General features: G+C 73.8%; 28 protein-coding genes. 12 read left to right on the top strand and 16 right to left on the bottom strand.

Annotated features, from left to right (window positions below; all coding sequences use genetic code 11):
- Window positions 1-37: 37 nt before the first annotated feature.
- Window positions 38-727 (top strand): response regulator transcription factor, encoded by a 690-nt coding sequence (locus tag ACFOW4_RS07740; RefSeq protein WP_377525812.1) that lies wholly within the window; start codon window positions 38-40, stop codon window positions 725-727.
- Between the two features lie 29 nt (window positions 728-756).
- Window positions 757-2160: an ATP-binding protein gene (locus ACFOW4_RS07735; protein ID WP_377525810.1), complete on the top strand. Its 1404-nt coding sequence runs from the start codon at window positions 757-759 to the stop codon at window positions 2158-2160.
- A 227-nt stretch (window positions 2161-2387) separates the two neighbouring features.
- Here ACFOW4_RS07735 and ACFOW4_RS07730 read toward each other — a convergent pair whose 3' ends face one another.
- Both ACFOW4_RS07730 and ACFOW4_RS07725 read right to left on the bottom strand, forming a co-directional pair.
- Window positions 2388-3413, bottom strand: a complete 1026-nt coding sequence (locus ACFOW4_RS07730; RefSeq protein WP_377525809.1) for an adenosine deaminase — start codon at window positions 3411-3413, stop codon at window positions 2388-2390.
- Window positions 3410-4204, bottom strand: coding sequence for a trans-aconitate 2-methyltransferase (locus ACFOW4_RS07725; RefSeq protein ID WP_377525807.1), 795 nt, complete (start codon window positions 4202-4204; stop codon window positions 3410-3412). Before ACFOW4_RS07725 ends, ACFOW4_RS07730 begins: the two co-directional genes overlap by 4 nt.
- A gap of 82 nt (window positions 4205-4286) precedes the next feature.
- On the opposite strand from ACFOW4_RS07725, the gene ACFOW4_RS07720 reads away from it, so the two are divergent.
- Window positions 4287-5270 (top strand): aldo/keto reductase, encoded by a 984-nt coding sequence (locus tag ACFOW4_RS07720; protein ID WP_377525806.1) that lies wholly within the window; start codon window positions 4287-4289, stop codon window positions 5268-5270.
- A gap of 85 nt (window positions 5271-5355) precedes the next feature.
- The gene (locus ACFOW4_RS07715) at window positions 5356-5550 is read left to right on the top strand and encodes a hypothetical protein (RefSeq protein ID WP_377525804.1); all 195 of its coding nucleotides are present in this window, start codon (window positions 5356-5358) and stop codon (window positions 5548-5550) included.
- A 130-nt stretch (window positions 5551-5680) separates the two neighbouring features.
- Here ACFOW4_RS07715 and ACFOW4_RS07710 read toward each other — a convergent pair whose 3' ends face one another.
- The 7 genes from ACFOW4_RS07710 to ACFOW4_RS07680 all read right to left on the bottom strand — a co-directional run bounded on the left by ACFOW4_RS07710 (window position 5681) and on the right by ACFOW4_RS07680 (window position 10147).
- The gene (locus ACFOW4_RS07710; protein ID WP_007075740.1) at window positions 5681-5884 is read right to left on the bottom strand and encodes a cold-shock protein; all 204 of its coding nucleotides are present in this window, start codon (window positions 5882-5884) and stop codon (window positions 5681-5683) included.
- Between the two features lie 287 nt (window positions 5885-6171).
- A complete protein-coding gene (locus ACFOW4_RS07705) occupies window positions 6172-6432 on the bottom strand; it encodes a DUF4235 domain-containing protein (RefSeq protein ID WP_377526113.1) in 261 nt (86 codons plus the stop codon).
- A 5-nt stretch (window positions 6433-6437) separates the two neighbouring features.
- Complete coding sequence (locus ACFOW4_RS07700; protein WP_377525803.1) at window positions 6438-6812, bottom strand: DUF3618 domain-containing protein; 375 nt, start codon at window positions 6810-6812, stop codon at window positions 6438-6440.
- Window positions 6809-7243, bottom strand: a complete 435-nt coding sequence (locus ACFOW4_RS07695; protein WP_377525801.1) for a phage holin family protein — start codon at window positions 7241-7243, stop codon at window positions 6809-6811. Before ACFOW4_RS07695 ends, ACFOW4_RS07700 begins: the two co-directional genes overlap by 4 nt.
- A 393-nt stretch (window positions 7244-7636) precedes the next feature.
- Window positions 7637-8833, bottom strand: a complete 1197-nt coding sequence (locus ACFOW4_RS07690) for a mechanosensitive ion channel family protein (RefSeq protein ID WP_377525800.1) — start codon at window positions 8831-8833, stop codon at window positions 7637-7639.
- Window positions 8834-8912: 79 nt separating this feature from the next.
- Window positions 8913-9734, bottom strand: coding sequence for a DUF1206 domain-containing protein (locus ACFOW4_RS07685; RefSeq protein ID WP_377525798.1), 822 nt, complete (start codon window positions 9732-9734; stop codon window positions 8913-8915).
- 47 nt (window positions 9735-9781) lie between these two features.
- Window positions 9782-10147 carry a hypothetical protein gene (locus ACFOW4_RS07680; protein ID WP_377525797.1) on the bottom strand — a complete coding sequence of 122 codons (366 nt, stop codon included), beginning with the start codon at window positions 10145-10147 and terminating at the stop codon, window positions 9782-9784.
- 107 nt (window positions 10148-10254) lie between these two features.
- Here ACFOW4_RS07680 and ACFOW4_RS07675 point away from each other — a divergent pair, with 107 nt between their 5' ends.
- Window positions 10255-11481, top strand: a complete 1227-nt coding sequence (locus ACFOW4_RS07675; RefSeq protein ID WP_377525795.1) for a cysteine desulfurase-like protein — start codon at window positions 10255-10257, stop codon at window positions 11479-11481.
- Window positions 11478-11765, top strand: coding sequence for a GNAT family N-acetyltransferase (locus ACFOW4_RS07670; protein WP_377525794.1), 288 nt, complete (start codon window positions 11478-11480; stop codon window positions 11763-11765). The genes ACFOW4_RS07675 and ACFOW4_RS07670 overlap by 4 nt, the downstream gene beginning before the upstream one ends.
- A 7-nt stretch (window positions 11766-11772) precedes the next feature.
- On the opposite strand, the gene ACFOW4_RS07665 is transcribed toward ACFOW4_RS07670, so the two are convergent.
- Window positions 11773-13332: a glycoside hydrolase family 3 protein gene (locus tag ACFOW4_RS07665; RefSeq protein WP_377525792.1), complete on the bottom strand. Its 1560-nt coding sequence runs from the start codon at window positions 13330-13332 to the stop codon at window positions 11773-11775.
- A 139-nt stretch (window positions 13333-13471) separates the two neighbouring features.
- On the opposite strand from ACFOW4_RS07665, the gene ACFOW4_RS07660 reads away from it, so the two are divergent.
- From ACFOW4_RS07660 to ACFOW4_RS07645, 4 genes are all read left to right on the top strand, one after another.
- Window positions 13472-13597 (top strand): hypothetical protein, encoded by a 126-nt coding sequence (locus tag ACFOW4_RS07660; protein WP_357006270.1) that lies wholly within the window; start codon window positions 13472-13474, stop codon window positions 13595-13597.
- Between the two features lie 72 nt (window positions 13598-13669).
- The gene (locus ACFOW4_RS07655) at window positions 13670-14620 is read left to right on the top strand and encodes a TIGR03557 family F420-dependent LLM class oxidoreductase (RefSeq protein ID WP_377525791.1); all 951 of its coding nucleotides are present in this window, start codon (window positions 13670-13672) and stop codon (window positions 14618-14620) included.
- An 87-nt stretch (window positions 14621-14707) separates the two neighbouring features.
- Complete coding sequence (locus ACFOW4_RS07650; RefSeq protein WP_377525789.1) at window positions 14708-16339, top strand: RecQ family ATP-dependent DNA helicase; 1632 nt, start codon at window positions 14708-14710, stop codon at window positions 16337-16339.
- 90 nt (window positions 16340-16429) lie between these two features.
- On the top strand, window positions 16430-16933 hold the full coding sequence (locus ACFOW4_RS07645; RefSeq protein ID WP_377525788.1) for a hypothetical protein: 504 nt from the start codon (window positions 16430-16432) through the stop codon (window positions 16931-16933).
- Window positions 16934-17096: 163 nt separating this feature from the next.
- Here ACFOW4_RS07645 and ACFOW4_RS07640 read toward each other — a convergent pair whose 3' ends face one another.
- A complete protein-coding gene (locus ACFOW4_RS07640) occupies window positions 17097-18713 on the bottom strand; it encodes an MFS transporter (RefSeq protein WP_377525786.1) in 1617 nt (538 codons plus the stop codon).
- A gap of 88 nt (window positions 18714-18801) precedes the next feature.
- Between ACFOW4_RS07640 and ACFOW4_RS07635 the strand changes: the two genes are divergently transcribed.
- Both ACFOW4_RS07635 and ACFOW4_RS07630 read left to right on the top strand, forming a co-directional pair.
- Entirely contained in the window at window positions 18802-19569 is a 768-nt protein-coding gene (locus ACFOW4_RS07635; RefSeq protein WP_377526111.1) for a TetR/AcrR family transcriptional regulator, read from the top strand.
- Entirely contained in the window at window positions 19569-20603 is a 1035-nt protein-coding gene (locus ACFOW4_RS07630) for a helix-turn-helix domain-containing protein (RefSeq protein WP_377525785.1), read from the top strand. Before ACFOW4_RS07635 ends, ACFOW4_RS07630 begins: the two co-directional genes overlap by 1 nt.
- A gap of 175 nt (window positions 20604-20778) precedes the next feature.
- Here ACFOW4_RS07630 and ACFOW4_RS07625 read toward each other — a convergent pair whose 3' ends face one another.
- The 5 genes from ACFOW4_RS07625 to ACFOW4_RS07605 all read right to left on the bottom strand — a co-directional run.
- Complete coding sequence (locus ACFOW4_RS07625) at window positions 20779-21762, bottom strand: DNA topoisomerase IB (protein WP_377525783.1); 984 nt, start codon at window positions 21760-21762, stop codon at window positions 20779-20781.
- Window positions 21746-22699, bottom strand: a complete 954-nt coding sequence (locus tag ACFOW4_RS07620) for a glycosyltransferase family 9 protein (RefSeq protein WP_377525782.1) — start codon at window positions 22697-22699, stop codon at window positions 21746-21748. Before ACFOW4_RS07620 ends, ACFOW4_RS07625 begins: the two co-directional genes overlap by 17 nt.
- The gene (locus ACFOW4_RS07615; RefSeq protein ID WP_377525779.1) at window positions 22696-23391 is read right to left on the bottom strand and encodes an SDR family oxidoreductase; all 696 of its coding nucleotides are present in this window, start codon (window positions 23389-23391) and stop codon (window positions 22696-22698) included. Before ACFOW4_RS07615 ends, ACFOW4_RS07620 begins: the two co-directional genes overlap by 4 nt.
- A complete protein-coding gene (locus ACFOW4_RS07610; RefSeq protein WP_377525777.1) occupies window positions 23388-24887 on the bottom strand; it encodes a PfkB family carbohydrate kinase in 1500 nt (499 codons plus the stop codon). The genes ACFOW4_RS07615 and ACFOW4_RS07610 overlap by 4 nt, the downstream gene beginning before the upstream one ends.
- Window positions 24888-24897: 10 nt before the next feature.
- A partial coding sequence (locus ACFOW4_RS07605; protein WP_377525776.1) for an SIS domain-containing protein occupies window positions 24898-25305 on the bottom strand: 408 nt, incomplete at its 5' end.

The following is a 25305-nucleotide window of genomic DNA, read 5'->3' as shown; positions in this document are numbered from 1 at the left end:
AACGCGATCAACTTGCCAGGCCAAGTACGGTCTTGTGGTGGCCACCGTGCTCCTGGTCGAAGACGATCACGTCGTACGCGGCGCGATGCTGCGGTCCCTCGCCGACCGGGGGCACGCCGTGCACGCCGTTGGTACGGCGCTGGACGCGTTGCGTCGGGTCGCCGCCGAGACACCCGACCTGGTGGTGCTGGACCTCGGCCTGCCCGACCTGGACGGCTCGGACGCGCTGCGCATGCTGCGCGGCATCACCGACGTCCCGATCATCATCGCCACCGCCCGGGACGACGAGCAGTCCGTGGTCAAGCTGCTGCGGGCCGGCGCCGACGACTACATGGTCAAGCCGTTCACCGGCGCGCACCTCGACGCTCGGATCACCACCGTGCTGCGCCGGGCCGGGCGGGCCAGCCGTACCGTGCAGCCGGCGGTGCACACCGTCGGCGGGCTGCGGGTGGACGTCGGCGAGCGCAGCGCGCTGCTCGACGGGGAGCCGCTGGCGCTGACCCGCAAGGAATTCGACCTGCTGGCGTATCTCGCCGCACGACCCGGGCGGGTAGTGTCCCGCCGGGAACTCTTGGAGGAGGTATGGCGGCAGCCATCGGTCGGCGAGGACCAGACCATCGACGTTCACCTGTACTGGCTGCGCCGAAAGATGGGCGAGTCCGCGGCGAAGCCGCGCTACCTGCGCACCGTGCGGGGGGTCGGCTTCCGGCTGGTGGCACCGGACTGAGGACGGCGCTGGCCCTGCTCACGGCCGGCATGTGCAGTCTCGTCGCCCTCGCCTTCCTGATCCCGCTCGGCCTCAGCCTCCGCGAGCAGACTCGAGCCGAGGCGATTGCCGACGCGGCCCGACGCAGCGCCCTGGTGACCGGGGCCCTCGCCGTCAGCACCGACCCCGCGGTGGTCGAGCGGGCGGAGGCGGCCAGCGGTGAGGGCGTGCCGTTCCGTCCGGTGGTGCACGGCCTCGGGCTGGACGAGTCCGGCGCCCGGGCCACGGCCGCCGACCTGGACCGGGCCCGCGCCGAGCGCCGCTCGCTGGTCGCGGAGATCGACGGCGGCGTGGTCCGACTCGACCCGGTGGTGCTGGGTGACCGGGTCGCCGTGGTCGAGGTGTTCGTGCCCGACGCCACGTTGACCGAGGGTTCCCGCGGCACCTGGCTGCTGCTGATCGCGGTGGCCGCCGCCCTGATCGGCGCCGCCGTGCTGGTGGTCGACCGGGTCGCCGCCCGCGCGGTGGACTCGACCCGGGGCCTGGTCAAGGCGGCACTCTCGATCGGCGACGGCGACTTGGGCGTACGCGTCGAGCCGAGCGGCCCGCGCGAGCTGGCCGAAGCCGGGTACGCGTTCAACCGGATGGCCGACCGCCTGGACGCGTTCCGCACCGATGAGCGGGAGCTGGTGGCCGACCTGTCGCACCGGCTGCGTACCCCGCTGACCGTGCTGCGGCTCGACGCGGAGGCGTTGGAGTCCGACGACACCAGCGTCGGCTCGTTCAGCGAGGCGGAGCTGGACCGGCGCCGCGGCATCCGGCGGATCCGGCAGGCGATCGTCACCCTGGAGGGCGAGATCGACGTGCTGATCAAGACCACCCGCAAGGCCGTGGCGCACGAGGCCGGGCCGGCGATGTGCGACGTCAGCGAGGTGGTCCGGGATCGGATGGTGTTCTGGGCGGCGCTGGCCGGCGACCAGAACCGGCCGCATCGGGTGAGCGGCGCGCAGTTGCGCATCCCCGCTCCGGTGCCACGCGCCGAGTTGGCCGCCGCCCTGGACGCGGTGATCGGCAACGTCTTCCGCTACACACCGCAGGGCACCGCGTTCGAGGTCGCCGTCTCCCGCCGGGACGGCTACGTGGCGATCCGGATCGACGACGCCGGGCCGGGCATCGCCAACCCGGACCGGGCGCTGCGCCGCGGGACCAGCGACCAGGGCTCCACCGGGCTGGGTTTGGACATCGCCAAGCGGGTGGCGTTGCAGGCCAACGGGTCGGTGAGCATCGACCGGGCCCGGCTCGGCGGGGCCAGCGTGGTGATGCTGCTCGCCGACCCGGAGGCCACGCCCCGGCAGGTCAACCGGTTCGGGCTGGTCGGGCGGATGGCCCGAGAGGCCCGCGACCAGAAGTCCGGTGGTCGGCGCTGGCCCCGACAGCGCCCCAGCGACGGCTGATCCGCGCGCGGGCCGGGGCTGTGGGCCGGCGCAAGTCTTCCTTAGATCGCGGTTAACACCGGCCGCGGAGCGGCGGCGGGCTGTCAGGATCGACGCAGGAACCCACCAGTTCCACCGGCCAGCGCCTCGCGCACCCACCGGCCGGTGGAGCCGTGCGCGCGGCGGGAGTACAGGTCCCCCCACACCAGCTCCCGTCGCGCGCCCTCCTACCCGGGGGGTATGGCCGCTCAGCCCGGGTTGGCGGCCAGGTAGGCGTCGATCTCCGCGGTGATCCGCTGCTTGCCGGCCGGGTCGAGGAAGGACGCGGTCACCGCGTTGCGGGCCAGGCCGGCCAGCCCCTGCGGGCCCACGTCCAGCAGCCGGGCGGCCACCGCGTACTCGTCGTTGAGGGTGGTGCCGAACATCGGCGGGTCGTCGGAGTTGATGGTGACCAGCAGCCCGGCCTCGACCAGCCGGGGCAGCGGGTGCTCGTCGAGGCTCGCCACCGCCCGCGTCCGCACATTGGAGGTCGGGCAGACCTCCATGCCGATCTGCCGCTCCGCCAGGTAGGTCAGCAGCTCCGGATCCTGGGCCGCGGAGATGCCGTGCCCGATCCGCTCGGCGCCCAGCTCGCGCAGCGCGTCCCAGACGGTCTGCGGCCCGGTGGTCTCCCCGGCGTGCGGCACCGAGCGCAGCCCGGCCGCCCGCGCCTGGTCGAAGTAGGGCCGGAACTGCGGCCGGGGTACGCCGATCTCCGGGCCGCCCAGGCCGAAGCTGATCAGCCCGTCCGGTCGCTGGTCCAGCGCGATGCGCAGCGTCTCCTCGGCCGCCGGCAGACCGGCCTCGCCCGGGATGTCGAAGCACCAGCGCAGGTCCAGACCGAAGTCGACCGAGGCGCGCTTGCGGGCGTCCTCGATCGCCTCGCAGAACGCCGGGGCGGGGATCCCCCGGTGCACGTGCGAGTACGGGGTGATGGTCAGCTCCGCGTACCGGACCTGCTGACGGGCCAACTCGCGGGCCACCTCGTGGGTGAGGATCCAGACGTCCTCCGGGTCGCGGATGAGGTCCACCACGCTCAGGTACACCTCGATGAAGTGCGCGAAGTCGCGGAACGCGAAGTAGTCGGTCAGCGCGGCCGGGTCGGCCGGCACCGGGGTGCGCCCCTCGTGGCGGGCCGCCAACTCGGCGACGATGCGGGGCGAGGCGGAGCCGACGTGGTGCACGTGCAGCTCCACCTTGGGCAGTCCGGCGATGAAGGCGGGCAGGTCGGTCACGGGTTCTCCTCTGCGCGGGCGCCGGTGCGGGCGACGACGAAGATGCGACGGAACGGGAAGTACACCTGACCCTGCCGGACCGGGTACGCCGCGGTGAGCCGTACCCCCAGCTCGGCCCGGAAGTCGGCCCAGCCGGCGGCGTCGAGGGCCGCTCGGACCGGGCGCAGCGCGGTGCCGTCCATCCAGGTCAGCACCGGGTGGTCGGCGGTGGCGCGGGCCGGCAGCAGGTGCACGTAGGTAGTCTCCCAGGCGTCCACGGCGCAGCCGGCAGCGGTCAGCAGGGCCGCGTAGTCGGCCGGGTTGTCCACCGGGTCGGTGCGCAGCAGCGGGGCGAGCGCGGCCCGCCAGGCCGGACGCCCCGCGACCTCGCGCAGCGCCCGGTGCGAGGGCGCGTCGAAGTTGCCCGGCACCTGCATGGCCAGCCACGCGCCGGGAGCCAGCTCACCGGCCCAGCGCCGGAGCAGCTCCTGGTGGCCGGGGACCCATTGCAGCGCCGCGTTGCTGACCAGCACGTCGGTGTCGTCGGTCGGTCGCCAGTCCCGCAGGTCGGCCACGGCGAACTCGACGCCGGTGTCCAGCGCGACGGCCCGGTCGATCATCTCCGGGGAGGAGTCGAGGCCGACCACCCGGCTCGTCGGCCACCGCTCGGCGAGCGTCGCGGTGAGCTGGCCGGGACCGCAGCCGAGGTCGACCACCGTCCGGGGTCGCTCGGCCGGGACCCGGGCGACGAGGTCGTGGAACGGCCGGGACCGCTCGTCGCCGTAGCGCAGGTACGTCGCCGGATCCCACATCGTCGCCTCCCAAACCGTACGTCCGTCTTGTTACCGTACGGCCCGTGCGGCGGGTCGGCAAGCCGCTCACTAGGCTCGGGGCATGGAACAGCGCACCTTCCCCCGCCTCGGGCGCAGCGTCGGAGTCGTCGGCCTGGGCGCCTGGCAGCTCGGCGCCGACTGGGGCACGGTCACCGAGGACGACGCGATGGCGGTCCTGGCCGCCGCCGTGGACGCCGGCGTCACCTTCCTCGACACCGCCGACGTGTACGGCGACGGCCGCAGCGAGCAGCTGATCGGCCGGTTCCTGCGCTCCCGGCCGGATGCCGGGCTGACCGTGGCCACCAAGATGGGACGCCGGGTCGAGCAGCGGCCGGAGGAGTACACCCTGGCGCACTTCCGCGAGTGGACCGACCGGTCCCGGGCCAACCTCGGGGTGGACACCCTCGACCTGGTCCAGCTGCACTGCCCGCCCACCGCCGTCTTCGCCGACGACGCGGTCTTCGACGCCCTGGACACCCTGGTCGCCGAGCAGGCCGTCGCCGGTTACGGGGTCAGCGTGGAGACCACCGACCAGGCCCTCACCGCGATCGCCCGACCCGGGGTGGCCAGCGTCCAGATCATCCTCAACGCGCTGCGGCACAAGCCGCTGGAGCGGGTGCTCCCGTCCGCCGCCGCGGCCGGGGTCGGCATCATCGCCCGGGTGCCGCTGGCCAGCGGCCTGCTCTCCGGCCGCTACGACGAGCACACCACCTTCGGCGCCGACGACCACCGCAGTTACAACCGGCACGGCGAGGCGTTCGACGTCGGCGAGACGTTCTCCGGGGTGGACTTCGACCTGGGGCTGACCGCCGTACGCCGGCTGGCGCCGCTGGTCGACGCGGACCGCACGATGGCGCAGTTCGCGCTGCGCTGGGTGCTGGACCAGCCCGGGGTCACCGTGGTCATCCCCGGTGCCCGCGACGCCGGGCAGGCCCGGCGCAACGTGGCCGCGGCCGACCTGCCGCCGCTCACGGCCGACCAGCTCGCGGGGGTGCGGGAGGTCTACGACGAGCTGATCCGCCCGCAGGTGCACGACCGGTGGTGACCCCCCGGCTGCCCACGTCGACCGCTCCGGCCGGTCATGCCGGTGCGGAACGGCACGCGCGCGCATCCGGCGGAGGGGGAGCGCGATGAGAGGGTGGCCGCCACTCACCATCGGCCTGCTGGCGGTCGTGATCGGTGCGGTGTGGACGGTGCAGGGCCTCGGGTACGTCAGCGGGAGCGTGATGACCGACGAGCGGGCCTGGGCGGTCGTCGGGCCGATCGTGGCCCTGGCCGGGCTCGTGCTGCTCTGGTTCGGGCTGCGGGCACGTCGGCGGCCCTGACCGCCGACCAGGGCTGGCCCGGGCAGAGCGACCGAGTACGCGGAAAGCCCCGCATCCCGGGGGATACGGGGCTTCACGACGACCCGGAGCCGGATCGTCCCACTGGCCGGAAGCTACCGGCCGAGACTGCTCAGATCGGACGGACCTGCTCAGCCTGCGGGCCCTTCTGGCCCTGGGCGATCTCGAACTCCACCCGCTGGTTCTCCTCCAGCGTGCGGTAGCCGCTGGTCTGGATGGCCGAGAAGTGGACGAACACGTCAGCACCCCCGCCGTCGACGGTGATGAAGCCGAAGCCCTTGTCAGCGTTGAACCACTTCACGGTTCCCTGCGCCATGTGTATCTCCTTCTAAAACTGGCGGCCGAGCACGCCGTGCGGCCGATTGGCCGTTTTCGAGCAGCGGCGTCTGAGGCGGCCCCCACGAAGGGAACTTCTCTCAACCCACGCCATCTCGCAACAGCGAGCAACAGCAAATCACGGACGCAAAAACTCCGCACGACCTGTCCGACGAATTTCTCCGACATGTGACCTGACGGATGCCTGTGATCGCCGGGCGGCGCTCGCGTCGATGCGAAAGGCCCCCTTCCCGTCGATGCGGGAAGGGGGCCGACAGCCTCTGGTGGTCAGTCTGGCCAGCGTCCGGTGAGCCGGCGTACGCCGACGGCCCCACCCCGGTCCACCGCGGCGCGAACCACCGCGAAGATGGCGCCCTGCAACGCCGCGGCGACCAGGATCTCGCCCCAGCGGCGGTCCTCGTCGGTCGCGACGGGCGCCTCGCCGTCGCCCGCGGTCATCTTCCAGACCTGCCGGAAGATCGCGCCGGCGACCGTACCGGCGGCGATGCCCATCAGTACGCCGGCCGGCTTGTACGCCGCCCTGCCGATACCCTTCACCTGCGCCTCCCGCGGACGATCATCAGTACGACGATGGTAGCTACCGCACCGGCGGCGACGGCGGCCCACGGCGCGGGGTTGCGCCGGACCAGTTCGCCCTTCTCGTGCGCCTGCGCCCGCACCAGCTCGCCCTTTTCGTACGCCTGCGCCCGGGCCACCTCGGCGCGGCGCGCGGCCTGCCCACGGAGGCGGGCGACGGTCTGCGCCGCCTGCTCGCGCATCCGCTCCCGGGCCTGCCCGGCGGACTCCTTCAGGCGCGCCTTCACGTCGGCCCTGGCCGCCAGCGCCTCCATCGTCTCGCCCAGCTCGACCCGGGTGCGGCGGATCTCCTCGCGCAGCGCCTCGGTGTCACCGCGCCCGTTGCCCGTCATGACCGCCCCCTGTCCTTCACTGCGGCGGTGACGGTGTCCACGTCCGCGCGAAGGCTGCGGACCGTCGCTTGCGGAACCGGTGGGACCGCCTGGCTGACCTGCTTCTTGCCCACCAGGGCGAGGATGCCCGCCAGCAGGAAGAGCACCACCGCCACGATGAGCGCGGCGGCCCACGCGGGCAGCACCAGGTCGAGCAGCAGGATCGCGGTGGCGACCAGCGCGCCGAGGCCGTACAGCGCCAGCGCGCCACCGCCGCCGAAGAGGCCGATACCGATGCCGGCGTGCTTGCCCTTCTGGGTCAACTCCGCCCGGGCCAGCGCCAGTTCGTCGCGCACCAGGCGGGAGACCTGCTCGGTGGCCCGCTGCACCAACTCGGCGGTGGACGGCTCGCTCCCGTTGTGGGATGTGCGGGCTTTCGCCACGTCAGCCATGCTGTCCTCCTTTCATCATCACCGCGCTGTATGCCCGGAGTCGCCACCCGTCAATCCTTCCGCGCGCCGGCCGGTGCTCCCGATCGCCGCGCTCCGGCCCATCACCGTCGCCGGTGCCGAGCCGTCGGACCGGTACGGAGACGTCCGGCAGCAGGTCCCCCGCCTCGGCCCGGTCAAACCTCCCGGATCGGACGAGCCTCCCGGATGACCGCACACCTCGCAGGAACCCCACCGGTACAGAACCCCCTCGCCCCACCAACGCCCACCCCCACCGTCCGGACACGCCCGCCCGGTCCCACCCCGGTCGATCATGAAGTCGGCGCCACGACACGTCGGCGCAGCCGACGCCCAAGTCATGAGCAACGGGTCGGACGGGGGGCGGGGGGTGAGGGGTCAGCGGCGGGTTTCCGCGGGTTCTTCGGGGCCGACGAAGGCTTCGCTGCGGGCGGCGCCGTCGTCGCTGCCGCCGAAGACCCGGGCGTCGTCGGGGACGTCGGTCTCGGTGCGGGGGCGTACCGGCCGCCTCGGCTGCACCCACTGCCACGGCAGGTTGCTGGCGGCGTCGCCCAGCTCCGCGCGCATCCGGGGCATCGCGGTCGGGCGGTTGTCGCGGATCCAGCCGACCAGGTGCTCCCGGACCAGACAGCGCAGGTCCCAGAGGCTGCCGGCGTCGGCGGCGCTGACCAGCGCGCGGACCCGGACCGTCCCGCCGGTGGCGTCGGTGACCTGGAGTACGCAGACCCGGCCGTCCCACAGCTCGGTGCTCTCCACCAGCCGGCGCAACTCCTCCCGCATCGCCTGCACCGGCACCGCCCAGTCGACGTCGAACTCGGCGGTGCCGAGCACCGCCGCCTCGGTCCGGGTCCAGTTCTGGAACGGCTTGCTGGTGAAGTACGAGGTGGGCAGGATCAGCCGCCGGTCGTCCCAGATCTGCACCACCACGTAGCTGAGGGTCAGCTCCTCGATCCGGCCCCACTCCCCCTCGACGACCACCACGTCGTCGAGTCGTACCGCGTCGCTGAAGGCGAGCTGAAGGCCGGCGAAGACGTTGCCGAGCAGACTCTGGGCGGCCAGCGCGGCCACCACACCGACCACACCGGCGGAGGTCAGCACGCCGGCGCCGATGCCGCGCACGCTCGGGAAGGTCATCAGCATCACGCCGACGGTCAGGATGACGATCACCGCGATGGTCACCCGACGCAGCATGACCACCTGGGTACGCACCCGTCGGGCGTGCCGGTTGTCCGGCACGTCCACCCGGAACCGGGCCAGCGCGGTGTCCTCCACCACCACCAGCAACGAGGCGACCAGCCACGCCGCGCTGGCGATGACGCACAGCACGAGCAGGTGCAGCAGCGCCTTCCGCCAGGGCGTGCCCACCGCGTACCCGGTGCTGAACCGGGCGGCGAACTGCACCGCGAGCACGGTGGCGGCCACCTGGAACGGGCGGTGCGAGTGGTCGGTGAGCTCGGTCATCAGCAGCGACCGGCGGCCGAAGCGCCGGATCGTCCGGTGGACGACCTCGACCAGGAACAGGGCGACCGCCGCCGCTACCAGCGCGGCGACGGTCGTCTCCAGGTAGTTCTGCATCCGGTGGTGCTCCCTCCGACGGGCAGCGGTTCTTCGGGCAAAAGCCCAATAGTGCCCGGCGTCTCCGGAATCGACCAGTTCAGACCTTGCGGTACCGGGACTGGAGCAGGCAGAACACGCCGAAGGCCGCGATGCCGAGTGCGACCAGGCTGAGCAGGACGGTGCCGTAGGTCTGGTCGCGCAGCGTACGCAGCGCGGCGTCCAGGCCGCGGGCCTTCTCCGGGTCGTACTTCACCGCCGCGACGATGATCAGCACGCCGGAGATGCCGTACGCGATGCCCTTGGCGACGTACCCGGCGATGCCCAGCCGGCGGGCCAGCTTGCGGGTGCCCGGGCTCATCTCGCCGGTCTTCAGGTGCTTCTCGAACCGCTTGACCAGCCCGTAGATGACCAGGCCGACGCCGATCGCGGCGAGCACCAGCCCGGCGAGGCCGACCAGCCAGCGACCGCCGGTGGAGGTCATCAGCTTGCCGGTCAGCGCCTCCTGCTGGTCGGCGCTGTTGGAGCCGGCGTCCTTGAACACCTTGAACGCCGTCCAGGCGAAGTAGAGGTAGACGATGGTCCGCCCGGCCGAGGCGAGCCGCTCCCAGACGCGTGCCCTGCCCTGCTCCGCGCGGTGCCCCACCGCCGCCTCCAGCGCCTGCCAGATCGCCATCGCGAGCAGCCCCACGGCGGTGGCGATGACCAGGAACCTGCCCAGCGGCTGGTCCGCCAGGGTGCGCAGCGCGCCGGACTGGTCGCCGTCGTCCTTGGAGGTGCCGAACGCGATCTGCAGCGCCAACCAGGCGAACAACAGGTGCACGATGCCGTAGCCGATGAAGCCGGCCCGGGCGAGGAGCTCCAACCAGCGGCTGTTCGCCGTGCGGGAGGCGGTGGCTTCGGCGCTACGGGTGAGTGACATGGCGCCAGGTATCTCCGAATGCGGAGATCGCCAAACGTCGGTCCGGGTCAGCTGCCCGGATTGCGTGAAACTCGGATCTTGACCTGCTGGTCGGTGACGCTGTCCAGGGTGACCGCGAAGCCCCCGGCCTCGGTGGCCTGCTGACCGGTGGTGAGGGTCAACTGCTCGCCGGCGACCTCCACGGTCACCTGGTCGCCCTGGGCGCCGACCAGCTTGGCCTCGACACCGAGGATGGTGGCACTGGCGTCGACACCGCGCTCGAAGGTGACCGTGCAGGCGTCCAGGCCACAGTCGGTGGAGGCGCCCTGCGAGCTGCAGCCGGCGAGCACGGCCACGCCGAGGGCCAGGCCGGCGAGGAGACCGGCGGCGCGGCGGGTGGGGGACAGCGGAAGGGTCGTGGCTCGGTTCGTCACCCGGCCAAGGGTACGAGACGCCGACCAGGCGGGTGCCAAGCGGTGATCGTCCAGGGCCGCCGGCCGGGGCGGACGGGCCCGCCCGGGCACCGGCTAGGGTCCGGGTCATGCCCTTCGACATCGCCCGTACCCGGGCCGCCTACCCCGCCCTGACCGAGGGCTTCGTCCATTTCGACGGGGCCGGAGGCACCCAGACCGCGGCGGGCGTCGTCGACGCGGTCACCGACGCGATGCGCACCGCGGTCGGCAACCGCAGCGCCGCCTTCGTGCCCGGCCAGCGGTCGCTGGAGCTGGTCACCGCGGCCCGCACGGCGGTGGCCGACCTGCTCGGCGCCGAACCGGACGGGGTGGTGCTCGGTCCGAGCGCGACCGCGCTGACGTACACCCTCGCCCGGACGCTCGGTGCCGGCTGGCGCCTTGGCGACGAGGTGGTGGTCTCGCGGCTCGACCACGACGCGAACGTGCGCCCCTGGGTGCAGGCCGCCGAGGCGGCCGGCGCGACGGTGCGCTGGGCCGAGGTCGACCTGGACACCGGGGAGCTGCCCGCCGGTCAGTACGCCGACCTGGTGAACGAGCGGACCCGGCTGGTCGCGGTGACCGCGGGCAGCAACGCCATCGGCACCGTGCCGGACGTGCCGGCGATCGCCAAGGCCGCGCACGCGGTCGGCGCGCTGGTCTGCGTGGACGGGGTGCACTCGGTGCCGCACGGCCCGACCGACCTGGCCACGCTCGGCGCGGACGTGCTGGTGACCAGCGCGTACAAGTGGTCCGGGCCGCACCTGGCGGCGATGGTCGCCGACCCGGCCCGCTGGGCGGCGCTGCGTCCGGCGAAGCTGCTGCCCTCCTCCGACGCGGCGCCGGACCGCTTCGAGTACGGCACCCCGAGCTTCCCCCTGCTCGCCGGGGTGGCCGCCGCGGTCGAGCACCTGGCCGGGCTGGACCCGGACGCGGTCGGCGACCGGCGGACCCGGCTGCGGGCCGGGCTGGCCGCCGCCCAGGCGCACGAGGAGGCGCTGCTGGACCGGCTGCTCAGCGGGCTGGCGGCGCGACCGGCGATCACCGTGTACGGCTCCCCCGCGCGACGGTGCCCGACGGTCTCGTTCCGGGTCGCCGGGATGTCCCCGGCGCAGGCCCAGCAGGCGCTGGGCGCGGCCGGGTTCTGCCTCTCCGCCGGCGACTACTACGCCTACGAGTACTTCCAGGCGATGGGCCTGCGGGACAGCGGTGGGGCGGTGCGCGCCAGCATCTACCACTACAACACGGCGGACGAGGTGGACCGGTTGCTCGCCGAACTCGACGCGCTGGCCGACGGCGCGGGGAGAATGGCCGAGTGAGCAGCCTGGTCGAGGACAACCCCGCCAAGAACCGCTTCGAGATCCTGGTCGACGACGCGTTCGCCGGCTTCACGGCGTACCAACCCCGCGGGGAGGTGCTGGTCTTCACCCACACGGAGGTGGACCCGAGCTTCCAGAACATGGGCGTGGGCGGCATCTTGATCCGGGAGACCCTGAATCAGGTGCGTGCCCGCGGCGGCCGCGTGGTGACGCGCTGCTCGTTCATGTCCGCCTACATCGACAAGCACCCGGAGTACGCCGACCTGGTCGTTGACGAGTCGTAGCGGCCGGTCAGCGTACGCCGACCAGCACCTCGGCGGCGGCCCGCGCGCCGACCCGGGTGGCGCCGTGGGTGGCCAGGTGCACCGCGCCGGTGACCAGCTCCGGCACGCCCAGCTCGACCACGACCGCGTCCGGTCGGGTGGCCAGCGCCCGGGCCACCGCGGCCCGCATCCAGTCGTGCCGGTGCAGGTCGCGGACGACCAGCACCACCGGCCGTCCGTGGGCGGCGGCGGTGAGGTCGGCGGGCACCTCGGCTTCGGCGTAGCGGGCGGCGGTGGTGCCGGGCAGCAGCTCGCGCAGCGGGTCGGCGATACCCCACGGGGTCTCGGCACCGATGGCGATGTTGTGCGGCGGCGCGAACTCGACCACGTGCGCCGGTCGGGTCAGCGGCAGAGCCGCCGTGCCCGCGCCGCTGCTGCCTCCTGAGCCGGCGGAGACGGGGACGGTGACCCGGATCGCGCGGCGGGCGGCGACCAGCGCGGCCGGGACGGCCTCGGGGGCCATGTCCCGCCGGGCCGCTCGCTCGGCGCGGGCCGCGACGGTCCAGGCGGCGAGCTGACCGACCCGCTTCGCCGCCTCGGCGAGGCGCTCCTCCGGCAACTCGCCGGAGACGACCGCCGCCACGATGGCGTCGCGCAGTTCCCGGGCCGCCCCCTCGTCGGCCCGCTCACCGCCCACGCAGATCGCGTCGGCGCCGGCGGCGAGCGCCCGGACCGCCGCCCCGGCGAAGCCGTACCGGTCGGCGACCGCGCGCATCTCCACCGCGTCGGTCACCACCGCGCCGGAGAACCCCAGCTCGTCGCGGAGCAGGCCGCCCAGGATGCGGTGGCTGAGGGTGGCCGGCAGCTCCGGGTCCAACGCGGGCACCAGCAGGTGTCCGGTCATCACGGCCTGCGCGCCGGCGGCCACGGCGGCCCGGAACGGCGCGAGTTCGCAGGCGTCCAACCGGGCCCGGTCGGCGCTGATCAGGGGCAGGTCGTGGTGCGAGTCGACCCGGGTGTCGCCGTGCCCGGGGAAGTGCTTGGCGCAGGCGGCGACACCGCCGGCCTGGAGCCCGCGGACCCACGCGGCCGTGTGCCGGGCCACCAGCGCGGGGTCGGCGCCGAACGAGCGGACGCCGATTACCGGATTGGCCGGGTTGGAGTTGACGTCGGCGTCCGGGGCGTAGTTCAGGGTGACACCGGCCGTGGCCAGCTCGACCCCGAGGTCGCGGGCGACCGCCTCGGTCAGCTCCGGGTCGTCGACCGCCCCCAGGGCGAAGTTGCCGGGTCGGGAGCTGCCCCGGGCGGACTCGATCCGGGTGACGTCGCCGGCCTCCTCGTCGATCGCCACGATGACGTCGGGCCGCTCGGCGCGCAGCGTCGCGGTGAGTGCCGACAACTGGACCGGGTCGACCACGTTGCGGGCGAAGAGCACCACCGAGCCGAGCCCTTCGCCGAGCCAACGGCACACCCAGGCCGGTGGTGCGGTGCCGACGAAGCCGGGTTGCAGGACCGCGGCGGCCAGTGCCGCCAGGTTGCCCGACGCCACGGCGCCGTGCGCACCGATCCGCTGGCTGCGCTCGCTCATGCGGCCCCCGTACCCCGTTTTCCTCCGCGCCTCGGCGGACCGCCACCGGCAGGCGGTGCTGCCATGGTCACACCGTGCGATTCAATAGTCAATAAACCTTACAGTTGCCCGACGGCACCGTTCCCGGGAGAGTGCGGGCATGGAACCCGCGCTCCTGGCCGACGCGACGAGCCCGGCCGACATCCCCGGCGTACGCCTGCTCGGCCTGGTGGTCGGCGCCCTGCTGCTGCTGGCCGCGATCCGGGCGATGTTCGGCCGGCGCTGACCGGGTGTGGCGGGCAGGCCCCGGGGTACCGCTTCCCTCATCGAGCAGCCACCCGCGCCGAGAGGGAAAGAAATGAAGATCGGATACTTCCTGTCCAGTGAGGAGTACACGCCCGCCGAACTGCTGGAGCAGGCGCGCGGCGCGGAGCAGGCCGGCTTCGAGGCGCTGTGGATCTCCGACCACTACCACCCGTGGGTGGACGCGCAGGGGCAGAGCCCGTTCGTCTGGTCGACGATCGGCGCGCTCAGCCAGGTCTGCTCGCTACCGGTGACCACCGCGGTGACCTGCCCGACCGTCCGGATCCACCCGGCGGTGATCGCCCAGGCGGCGGCGACCAGCGCGGTCCTGCACGGCGGGCGTTTCGTGCTCGGCGTCGGCACCGGCGAGGCGCTCAACGAGCACATCTTCGGCGACGCCTGGCCGCAGACCGACGTCCGGCTGGAGATGCTGGAGGAGGCGGTCGAGGTGATGCGCGAGCTGTGGCGGGGCGAGTTCGTCAACCACCACGGCGAGCATTACACCGTCGAGCACGCCCGGATCTACACCCTGCCCGACGCTCCCCCGCCGATCTACGTCTCCGGCTTCGGCCCCAAGTCGATCGACCTGGCCGCCCGCATCGGCGACGGCTACGTCAGCACCATGCCCGACGCCGACATGGTCCGCCGGTTCCGGGAGAAGGGCGGCGGCGACAAGCCGTGCCAGGCCGGCTTCAAGGCGGCGTACGCCGACAGCGAGGAAGAGGGCGTACGGATCGCCTACGAGAAGTGGCCCAACGCCGGCGTGCCGGGTGAGCTGTCCCAGGTGCTTCCCTCGCCGCGGCACTTCGAGCAGGCCGCCGAGCTGGTCAAGCCGGGGATGATGAAGGAGGCGTTCGTCTGCGGCAACAGCGCCGACGCGCACCTGGAGATGATCGAGCAGTACGCCAAGGCCGGCTTCGACGAGGTGTACGTGGCCAACACCGGCCCGCACTACCAGGGCCTGTTCGATCTCTATCAGCGCGAGGTGCTCCCCCGCCTGCGCTGAACCCGGCACCGGGCCGGGGTGGGAGCGGACGAGCGTCACCCCCGGCCCGGTTTCGCCGACGATCGGCCCGGGTACCTCCGGCCCTCGATGAAACTGTCCACGCACTCGATGACGTTGCGCCGCGCGGCGCGGAGCCTCTTCGGCTGGACCGCGCTGCGGCCCAACCAACTGGCCGCCATGCGCGCGGTGATGAAGCGGCGCGACGCCCTGGTGGTGTTGCCCACCGGCGCCGGCAAGTCGGCGATCTACCAGATCCCGGCCAGTCTGATCCCCGGTCCGACCGTGGTGATCTCGCCCCTGCTGGCCCTGCAACAGGACCAGATCGCCGCGCTCAACGAGCGGCAGCGCCCCGAGCTGCGGGCGGTGCGGATCAGCTCGAACGAGTCGGCCGCCCAGCAGGCCGAGGCGATCGCGGAGGTCCGCGAGGGCCGGGCCGAGTTCCTGTTCATCACCCCGGAGCAGCTGAGCAACCCCGACCGGATGGCCGAGGTGAAGTCGCTCAAGCCGGCGCTGGTGGCCATCGACGAGGCGCACTGCATCTCCGCCTGGGGGCACGACTTCCGTCCGGACTACCTGGCGCTGGGCCACCTCATCGACGGCATCGGCCGGCCACCGGTGGTCGCGCTGACCGCCACGGCGTCCCCGCCGGTCCGCGACGACATCGTCGCCCGGCTGCGGTTGCGGGACCCGGAGATCGTGGTCTCCGGGCTGGACCGGCCCAACCTCTTCCTGGAGGTCGCGCACTGCCCCACCGAGGACTACCGGTGGCGGCGGCTCGTCGCGCTGCTCAGCGACGACCAGCGACCGGGGATCATCTACGTGCCCACCCGGCGTGCCGCCGAGGAACTGGCCGCCCGACTCACCGCCGCCGGTTTCCCGGCGCAGTACTACCACGGTGGGATGCCGGCCGGCGCCCGCTCCGACCTGCACGAGGCGTTCCTCGCCGACCAGGTGCCGATCATGGTGGCCACCTCGGCGTTCGGCATGGGCATCGACAAGCCCAACATCGCCTGGGTGGTGCACATGGCGCTGCCCGACTCGCCGGACAGCTACTTCCAGGAGATCGGCCGGGCCGGCCGCGACGGGCAGCCGGCCCGGGTGCTGCTGCTGTGGCAGGCCGAGGACGTGGGCCTGCAACGGTTCTTCAGCGGCGGCCTGCCGGACGAGAACGAGCTGCGTGACCTCGCCGCGCTACTGCGCCGCAAGGCAGCCACCAAGAAGGAACTGCGCGAGGTCACCGGCCTGGGCCCGCGCAAGCTGGGGCAGTACCTCTCCCTGCTGGAGCAGGTCGGCGCGGCCGAGCCGCGCGCCCGCCAGCGCATCGGCGCACCCCGCTACTCCCCCACCCCGGTGGACGCCGCCGCGGCGGCGCTGGCCGAGGCCGAGCGGCAGCAGACCGTGACCCGGTCCCGGACCGACATGATGCGGGCCTTCGCCGAGACCACCGCCTGCCGCGGGCAGACCCTGCTGGCGTACTTCGGTGAGCAGATGACCGAGGTGTGTGGACACTGCGACAACTGCCACGCGGGCACCAGCGTCGCCGACGACGGCGCCGTCGGGCCGTTCCCCGTGCACAGCGAGGTCCGGCACCCGGAGTGGGGGCACGGCCTGGTGCTCGGCTACGAGGACGACAAAATGACGGTTCTGTTCGATGAGGTCGGGTACAAGACGCTGTCCGTACGCGTGGTGTCCGAACAGGGCCTGCTGGCCCTGGACTAGCCTGAGCCGGGCCCGTGGCGCAGCCCGCCAGGGCACGGGCACGGGTCCACCGGGATCGACGAAGCAGAGCAGGGTGAGAGGGGCGTTGCCGTGATCGAGCAGCCGGCGTACACCGGTTTCGGTTTCTCCGACGGGGAGTGGGGGCTGCTGGTCGGCCTCCCGCAGTCGGTGCTGACCGCGGCGAGCGCCGCCGAGCACGACGGCGCGCGCCGCACCATGGCCGAGAACGCGGCCGGGTTGGAGACCATCGCGGCCGGCCGGGAGTCGGCCAGCCCGCTGGTCGCCGCGGTGGCCGGTGAGATCGTCAACCGGGTCGGCGACCCGGAGACCGGCGAGGAACTGCCGGTCATCGCTCCCGCCGATCCGCAGGCCATGATCGACGACGTGCTGCTGCGGGCCGGCGAGGCCGCCGCGCTGCTGGCCGCCCGGGTCGACGAGGGTGAGGCCGGCGCGTACAAGCACTGGCTGGTGAAGATCGCCGAGCAGGTGGTCGGCGCCGCGTCCACCGGCGGGCTGCTCGGCCTCGGCGGCGAGACGGTAAGCGACTCCGAGAGGCGCTTCCGCGACCGGCTCGCACACGTCCTCAACGACTGACCGACGGCCGGCCGCAGCGGGCGGCGCAACCGCCGCTCGCGACGGTGGGGTGCGGTGGGCGATGCGGTGTGGAGCGTTGATCGACTCGGGTTCCTGGAAACCGTGGCATCCCTGCTTCCTGGACACCCCGGTTTCCGGGAAACCGAGTCGGTCATGTCTGGCGCTACGCCTTGGTCGACACCGTGGCGGGTGCCGCGGCGGCGGGGAGCACCCCGGCTGCGGCCGGGTCGACCGGAAGCGCCTCGGGCGGTGCCGGGTCGCCCGGTCGGGCGCCGCGCAGCGCGGCGAGCGCGGTCAGCGCGCCCAGCAGCATCACCACCGCGGCGGCGACCGCCGCGAGGTGCAGCCCGTCGGTGAAGGCGAGCCGGGCGGCGTGCAGCACCGCCGCGCCCACGTCGGTCGGTAGGCCCTCGGCGACCGCCAGCGCGCCGCCCAGCGTCTCGCTGGCCGCGTCGCGGGCGTCCGTCGGCAGGCCGGCGGGGAGGCTGTCGACGACCTCGCGGCGGTAGACCGCGGCCCCCACGCTGCCCAGGATCGCCATGCCCAGCGCGCCGCCGAGTTCACTGCTGGACTCGGTCAGTGCCGAGGCGACACCGGCCCGCTCCGGCGGCGCCGCGCCGAGTACCAGCTCGGTGACCAGCGACATCACCATCACCAGTCCGGCGGCGTAGACGCTGGCGCCGACCAGCAGCAGCCAGAGCGGGCTCTGCGGGGTCACCCGGGTCAGCACCGCGAAGCCCACCACGGCGATCGCGAAGCCGGTCCCGATCAGGTACGCCCGCTCGACGCGCTGGGCGAGCGCCGCCGCGGCCGGGGCGATCCCGCCCACGGCCAGCGAGGGAACCAGGCTCCACAGGGCCGCCCGCAGCGGGCTCAGACCCAGCACCGACTGCAGGTGCTGGGTGGTGAAGATGGCGAAGCCGACCAGGGCGAACATGGCCAGCAGGTTGACCGCGAGCGAGCCGGCGAAGGCCCGTTGGTGGAACAGCGTCAGGTCGATCATCGGGTCCGGCCGGTTCCGCTGCCGGTGCAGGAACAGCGCGCCGACCAGCAGCCCGGCCAGGATGGCCAGCACCCGTGGCGGCGTGAGGCCGTCGCGGGCCAGTTCCTTGACGCCGTAGATCACCGGCAGCAGCGCGCCCAGCGACAGCACGGCGCTGACCAGGTCGAAGCGGCCGGCGGCCGGGTTGCGGAACTCGGGGACCAAGGCGGGGGCGAGCAGGAGCAGCAGCACCATGGCCGGGATGTTGATCAGGAAGATCGAGCCCCACCAGAAGTGCTCGAGCAGGATGCCGCTGAGCACCGGGCCGATCGCGATGCCGCCGGTGAGCGCTGCGGTCCAGATGCCGATCGCGGTGCCGCGTTGCCGGGCGTCGGGAAACATGTTCCGCACCAGCGCCAGGGTGGAGGGCATCAGGGTGGCCCCGCCGACGCCGAGCACGGCGCGCGCGGCGATCAGCGTCGCCGGGCTGTCGGCGTACGCGGCGAGCAGGGACGCCGCACCGAACGCGGCGGCACCGAACAGCAGCAGCCGGCGCCGGCCGATCCGGTCGCCCAGGGCGCCCATGGTGATCAGCAGGCCGGCCAGCACGAAACCGTAGATGTCGAAGATCCAGAGCTGCTGGGTGCCGGTGGGGCGCAGCTCCTCGCTGATGAACGGGACGGCGAAGTAGAGCACCGACACGTCCATGGAGACCAGGAGCAGGGGGAGCACCAGCACCCCGAACCCGATCCACTCCCGCCGGCCCGCCCGCGGTGCCGGTGCGGTCGTCGCTGTCATCCTGAACTCCTTCTGCGTATGTCGTACGCGCTTATGCGTACACCATACGCAGAACTAGGATGCCCAGCAAGGAGGAAATGTGGCGGCAATGCAGGACGACAGCGGACCGGCGCTCCCCCCGGCCATCGAGCACGTCTGGGGGCTGCGGGGCCGGCCACCCCGGGGGCCGCGTCCCGGGTTGAGCGTGGACGCCATCGTGGACGCGGCGGTCCGGGTGGCCGACGCCGACGGGCTGGCGGCCGTCTCGATGAGCCGGGTCGCCAAGGAGCTGGGCGCCGCCACAATGGCCCTCTACCGCCACGTCGGCTCCAAGGACGAGCTGCTGACGCTCATGGTGGACGCCGGCTACGGCCCGTCGCCCGGCCCGTCGGCGTCGGACCAGGACTGGCGGGCCGGTCTGACCCGCTGGGCCTGGGCCGAGCACGACGTGCTGCGGCAGCGGCCCTGGCTGCTGCACATCCCGATCACCGGTCCGCCGATCACCCCACAGCAACTGGGCTGGTTGGAGGATGGGCTGCGCTGCCTGGAGAGCACCGGCCTGGCCGAGAACGAGAAGATGTCGGTGATCCTGCTGGTCACCGGGTACGTCCGGAACGAGGCGACCCTGACCGCGCAGGTCGCCGAGGGCAGCCGGGCGGCCGGCGTCGAGCCCGGCGAGCTGATGCCGGCCTACCGGCGGACGCTGAGCCGGCTGGCCGACCCGGCGCGCTTCCCGGCGCTGCACCGGGTCCTCGCCGCCGGCGTACTCGACCAGGACGACGACCCCGACGACGAGTTCACCTTCGGCCTGGACCGGATCCTCGACGGCGTCGAGACCCTGGTCCGCGCCCGAGCGTCCGCAGGGGCGGGACGCTGATGCTGCACCGGAACACCATCGACACCTCCGTCGTGCCGCCCGGGGAGCGGTTCGGCATGTGGCTGGACCTGGTCGCGCGCACCTCGGCGCCGCTGCGGATCGAGTCCCCGCGGGCCCACGACTTCACCGCCCTGGCCGACTTCATCGACCTCGGCCCGATCCAGCTGGTCAACTACCGCTACCCCTCGATGGACGCCACCCGGACCCGCAAGCTGGTCCGCCGCTCCGACCCGGAGGTGTACGTCCTCGCCCTCACCACCGGCGGGCTCGGGTTGTCCAGCCAGAGCGATCGGCGTAGCGAGATCCGCGCCGGGGAGTTCACCTTCTACGACGCCTCGCGCCCACACGAGGTGAACCACCACGCCAGCGATCCGGACCACGGCCTGGCCACCTCGATCGTCACGCTGATTCCGCACGCCGCGCTGCCGCTGCCGCCGCAGCGGGTGGCCCCGCTGTTCGCCGCCCACCTGTCCGGCAAGGAGGGGATCGGGGCGCTGCTGGCGCAGTTCCTGATCCAGGTGGTCGACCATCCCGAGCAGTACCACGCCGCCGACGCCACCCGGCTCGGCACCGTGGGGCTGGACCTGGCCACCACCCTGCTCGGTCGCCACCTGGTCGCCGAGGACGCGGTGCCCACCGAGGTGCGGCGCCGGGCGCTGCTGACCCAGGTGCAGGCGTACATCCACCAGCACCTCGGCGACTCGACGCTGAGCCCGCAGGTCGTCGCGGACGCCCACCACGTCTCGCTGCGCTCGCTGCACCGGCTCTTCGCGGCCGAGGAACTCACCGTGGCGGCGTACATCCGGGATCTGCGGCTGGCGCGCTGCCGGCGCGACCTGACCGACCCGGCGCTGCGCGACCAGCCGGTGCGGGTCATCGCCGCCCGCTGGGGGTTCGGGGACAAGGCCCACTTCAGCCGCGTGTTCCGGGCGGCGCACGGGACGACCCCGCAGACGTACCGCGAGGAACGGTCGGATCCGTCGCGGATCGTCAACCCGGCGGCGTCCACGGTCAACCCGGCCTTGGCAGACTGACAGCCAGCGCGGCCGACCGCCGCCCGCACCGCCGGGCTGATGGTGGGCTGCCAACGGGGGCCGTGGCGAGGCGCCCGCCGCCGGACGCGGCGGGCGGCCGCCCGGTGTGCGGCCCGGCCGCCGGCTGAGGACTCCGGCTCCGTCGTTCTCCCCCCAGGAAAACCGGCGGGGCCGGTCAGGCGTCCTCGAGCAGCCCCAGGACGACGCGTTCGGCCTCCTCGCGGGGGGCCTCGGGCTGCACCGGCGCCACCACCCCGTCGTGGTAGAGGTCGACGACCCTCGGGTCCACGTACGACGTCCGCGCCACCGTCGGCGTGTTACCCAGCAGCTCCGCCACGTCGCGCATCACCGCGGCCACCGCCTTCCGACGGGCGGTGACCGAGCGGGCCGGGCCGAGGGTGGCCAACTCGGTGGCGGCGAGCACGGTCGCGTGCCAGGTACGGAAGTCCTTCGCCGTCATCTCCCCGCCGCTGGCGTCGCGCAGGTAGCCGTTGACCTCGTCGCTGCGCACGTCGCGCCACTCCCGGCCGTCCCAGTAGCCGAACAGCCGTTCCTCTCGGCGGCGTCGGCGACGCAGGTTGGTCAGCACCTGGCACAGCTCCGGGTCCTCGATCCGGCGAACCTGCTCGATGCCGCCCTTCGCCGGGAACTCAAAGACCACGCAGCCGCCCCGGGAGCGGGCATGCTCCGGGCGCAGCGTGGAGACCCCGAACGTCGGCTCGTCACCGGCCGCGTACTGGTCGCTGCCGACCCGGAACATCCCCATGTCCAGCAGCCGGGCCACCGTCGCCAGCACCCGGTCCCGGCCCAGACCGCGGCCGTCGAGATCCTGCTCGACCCGCTCCCGCAGCTTCGGCAGCCGCCGGGCCACCTCCAGCACGTGGTCGAACTTCGCCTCGTCCCGCTTCTCCCGCCAGACCGGGTGGTACAGGTACTGCTTGCGCCCGGCGGCGTCCACGCCGGTCGCCTGGATGTGCCCGTTCGGGTACGGCGAGATCCACACGTCCTGCCAGGCCGGCGGGATGACCAGCTCGTTCAGCCGGGCCAGCTGCTCCGGATCCCGCACGGGGGCACCGGTCGGATCGACGAAGAGCCAGCCTTTGCCGCGCCGGCGACGTCCATATCCCGGCCTGCCCGGATCACTACGCCGCAACCGCACCGGAGACCCGCACCACCCGTTCCGCCTCGTCCACGGCGGCCAGCACCTCGTCGAGGCCGAGGGCCGCCAACGTCGGGTGGCTTCCTACCCCGTCCCAGGTGGGCCAATCACCCGACCCGGCCCAGAGCACGCGGTGCCGGGGCCGGTCCGGTGGCGGCCCCCAGCGGTCGGGCGGCACCGGACCGAAGAGCACCACCGACGCGGTGCCGTACCCGGTGGCCAGGTGAGCCGCGCCGGTGTCCCCGCTGACCACCAGCCGGGCGGACGCCACCAGGGCGGCCAGCTCCGCGAGGCCCGTCCGGCCGGCCAGGACCGCGGCCGGGGACAGCCCGGCCGCGTCGGCGACCTGGACGGCCAGCGCCCGCTCGTCGGCGGAGCCGGTGAGCAGCACCTGGTGCCCCCGCTCGGTGAGCGCGCGGGCCAGGGCGGCGAACCGGTCGGCGGGCCACCGCTTGGCGGGGATCTTGGTGCCGGGGTGCAGCACGGTGGCCCCGGTGGGCAGCCCGGTCGGCGGGGGTCGACGCAGCGCGAGGTCGGTGGGGTCGGCGCGGATGCCGTACCAGCCCAGCAGCCGGCACCAGCGGTCGACCTCGTGCTCGTCGGCCCGCCACGGCGGCCCGTCGGTGTGCCCGGCGTCGGCGTTGGCGAAGGCGAGCAGCCGCCCGGGGCGCAGCGCGGCCAGCATCCGGTGCGACTGCGGGCCCTGGCCGTGCAGGTTGACCGCCAGGTCGGGGGCCGGACCGGACCACCGGGTCGGACCCAGCCCGGGGGTGTCCACCACCCGGTCCACCCCGCCGACCAGACCGACCAGCGGGGTCAGCCAGGCCGGCGCGGCGAGCACCAGCTCCCGGTCGGGCTGCGCGGCGCGCAGCCCACGCAGGGCGGGCACGGCGGTGAGCAGGTCACCCACGCCGAGGGCGCGCAGCACGAGGATCACGGGTACGAGGTCTCCTGCTCGGCGCAGACTACGAGTTCGCGTACGGCGCAGCCGGCCGGCTGGCTCAGCGCGAACATGATCGCGGCGGCGGTGTCGGCGGGATCGTTGAGGGCGGCGTCGGGCCCGGGCTTGTACTGCGGGTCGCGCTCGTCGAAGAACGCGGTCCGCATCCCGCCCGGGATGAGCAGGGTGACCCCGACCTGGCCGGCGAGTTCGGCGGCGAGGGCGCGGGTGAAGCCGACCACGCCGAACTTCGCCGCGCAGTACGCGGTGGCGTCGCCGACCGCCTTGACGCCCAGCGTGGAGGCGACCGTGACGATGCGGCCCCGGGAGGTCCGCAGGAACGGCAGGGCGGCCCGGACGACGGCGGCGGTGGCCAGCAGGTCCACCGCGACGATCCGGTCCCAGGTCTCCCCCGGCACGTCGGCCAGTTTGCCCGGCACGTCCATTCCGGCGGCGGTGACCACCGCGTCCAGGCCGCCGGCCTGCTCGGCGAGGTGGCGGGTGGCCGCCTCGGCGGCCCGGGTGTCGGCCAGGTCGCATTCGGTCCAGGACACCCCGTCGGCCGGCGGCTGCCGGTCCAGCACCAGCGGGCGCCCACCCGAGCGGGCCACCGCGGCGACCACCGCCGCGCCGAGCCCGCTGGAACCGCCGGTGACCAGCACCGTCTGTTCGGGCGCGACGCCGGTCACCGGGACCACTCCTCGCTCGGTGCCGCCGACGGTCCACCGTGCCCGCCGGGCCCTGCGGGCACGCCGGTGGCGCAGCAGGCGCCGGTGGCGTGCCCGGAGCGTGCGATCATGTCGGTGGTGGACCGCCCGTCCAGGTACGGCACCACCACCGTGTTCCCACCCCAGCGGCGCAGGATCTCCGCCTCGGGCAGCGCCCCGGTGTCCCCGCCTCCGGTGGCGTAGTCCCCGCCCTTGACCCAGACGTCCGGGCGCAGCCAGGAGAGCGCCGCCTGCGGGGTCGGCTCGTCGAAGATCATGACCGCGTCCACGCAGCTCAGCGCGGCCAGCAACCGGCCCCGGTCGCTCTGCGACACCACCGGCCGTTCCGGGCCCTTCAATCCGGCCACGCTGGCATCGGAGTTGAGGCACACGATCAGGCAGTCGCCGAGCTGCCGGGCGGCCTGCAGGGTCGCCACGTGCCCGGCGTGCAGCAGGTCGAAGCAGCCGCCGGTGGCGACCACCGTGCCGCCGGCGGCGCGCACGTCGGCCAGCACCGCCGCGACCGCCGCGATCCCGACCCGCTCGCCGCCCGGGCCGGCCACACCGGTGGGAACCGGGCGCACCGGAGGCGGCAGCGCCGCCGCCACTCCCCCACTGGCGACGTACGCGGACGCCTCGGCCACCGCCGCCTGCACGGCCTCGGAGACCAACGCGCCACGGGCCAGCGCGAGGCTGGCGGTGGCAGCGAACCGGTCACCGGCACCGCAGGTGTCCCCCTCGGCGTTGCCCGGGGTGGGCACCACCAGCGGCGTCGCGCCGGCGTGGCAGAGCAGCGCGCCATCCCCGCCCAGGGTCACCGCCACCGCGCCGGCCCGCCAGCGCCGGCGCAGCCCCTGCGCGCCCCGGGCGGCGGCGGCCAGCCGGGACGCTCCGGGCAGCGCGGGGATCAGTTCGCGTACCTCGGACTCGTTCGGCGTGGCCAGGTGCACCCCGGGCACCGCGGCCGGGCCGCGCGGGTGCGGGTCCCACACCACCGGCGCGCGGGTGGCGGCCAGCGCGGCGCGCAGTGCCGGCAGCCGGGCCACCCCCCGGCCGTAGTCGCTGACCAGCACGGCGGACGCCCGGGCGATCACCCGCAGCACCTCGTCGGAGGGTTGGCCGGGCGCGGCGGGGACGCCACCCCGGTCGTGGCGCAGCAGCACCCGGCCCCGGGCCCGCAGCCGGATCTTCTCCGGCGTCGCCCCGGACATGCCGAGGGCGTACACCTGCACGCCGGCGGCGGCGAGCAGCGCGCTGAGCCGTGCGCCGCCGGCGTCGTCGGCGAGCGCGGTCACCAGGACCACCTCGGCGCCCTGCGCGGCGGCGAAGACCGCGGCCAGGCCGGCTCCGCCCGGACGGTCGGTGGATTCGGTCTCGTCAAGCACCGGCACCGGTGAGTCCGGACAGAGCCGGCTCACCACCCCTTCCACGTCCCGGTCGAGCAGGATGTCACCGACGACCACCACGGGTCCCGTCACGCTTCCCTCCTCATCGTCCGGCGTCGACCTGCGCCGCGGTCCCACCATCGAGCACCACCTCGACCCCGGCGCGCACCGGTTGCGGGCGGAGGTCGCCGGCCGGCGCCGCACCGGCCGCCGCGGCCACCGCGGCGGGCAGTGCCTGTTCGACGTATTCGCAGAGCAGGTGGCTGGTGACGAGGTGGAGTTCCTGGACGACCTGGGGGTCGGGGGAGTCGATGGCGAGGGTGTCGTGGCAGGTGTCGGCGAGGGGGTTGGGTGTGGGTCCGGTGAGGGCCCAGGTGGTGAGGCCGGTGTGGTGGGCGGTGTGGGCGGCGGTGAGGAGGTTGGTGCTGGTGCCGCTGGTGGTGAGGAGGAGGAGGATGTCGCCTTCTCGGCCGTGGGCTTGGACTTGGCGGGCGTAGACGTGGGGGTAGCC

The organism is Micromonospora sp. GCM10011542, assembly GCF_042650685.1.
Lineage (GTDB): Bacteria > Actinomycetota > Actinomycetes > Mycobacteriales > Micromonosporaceae > Micromonospora.
Note: the sequence above shows the minus strand (reverse complement) of the source record. Positions and strands in the feature narration are given on the sequence as shown.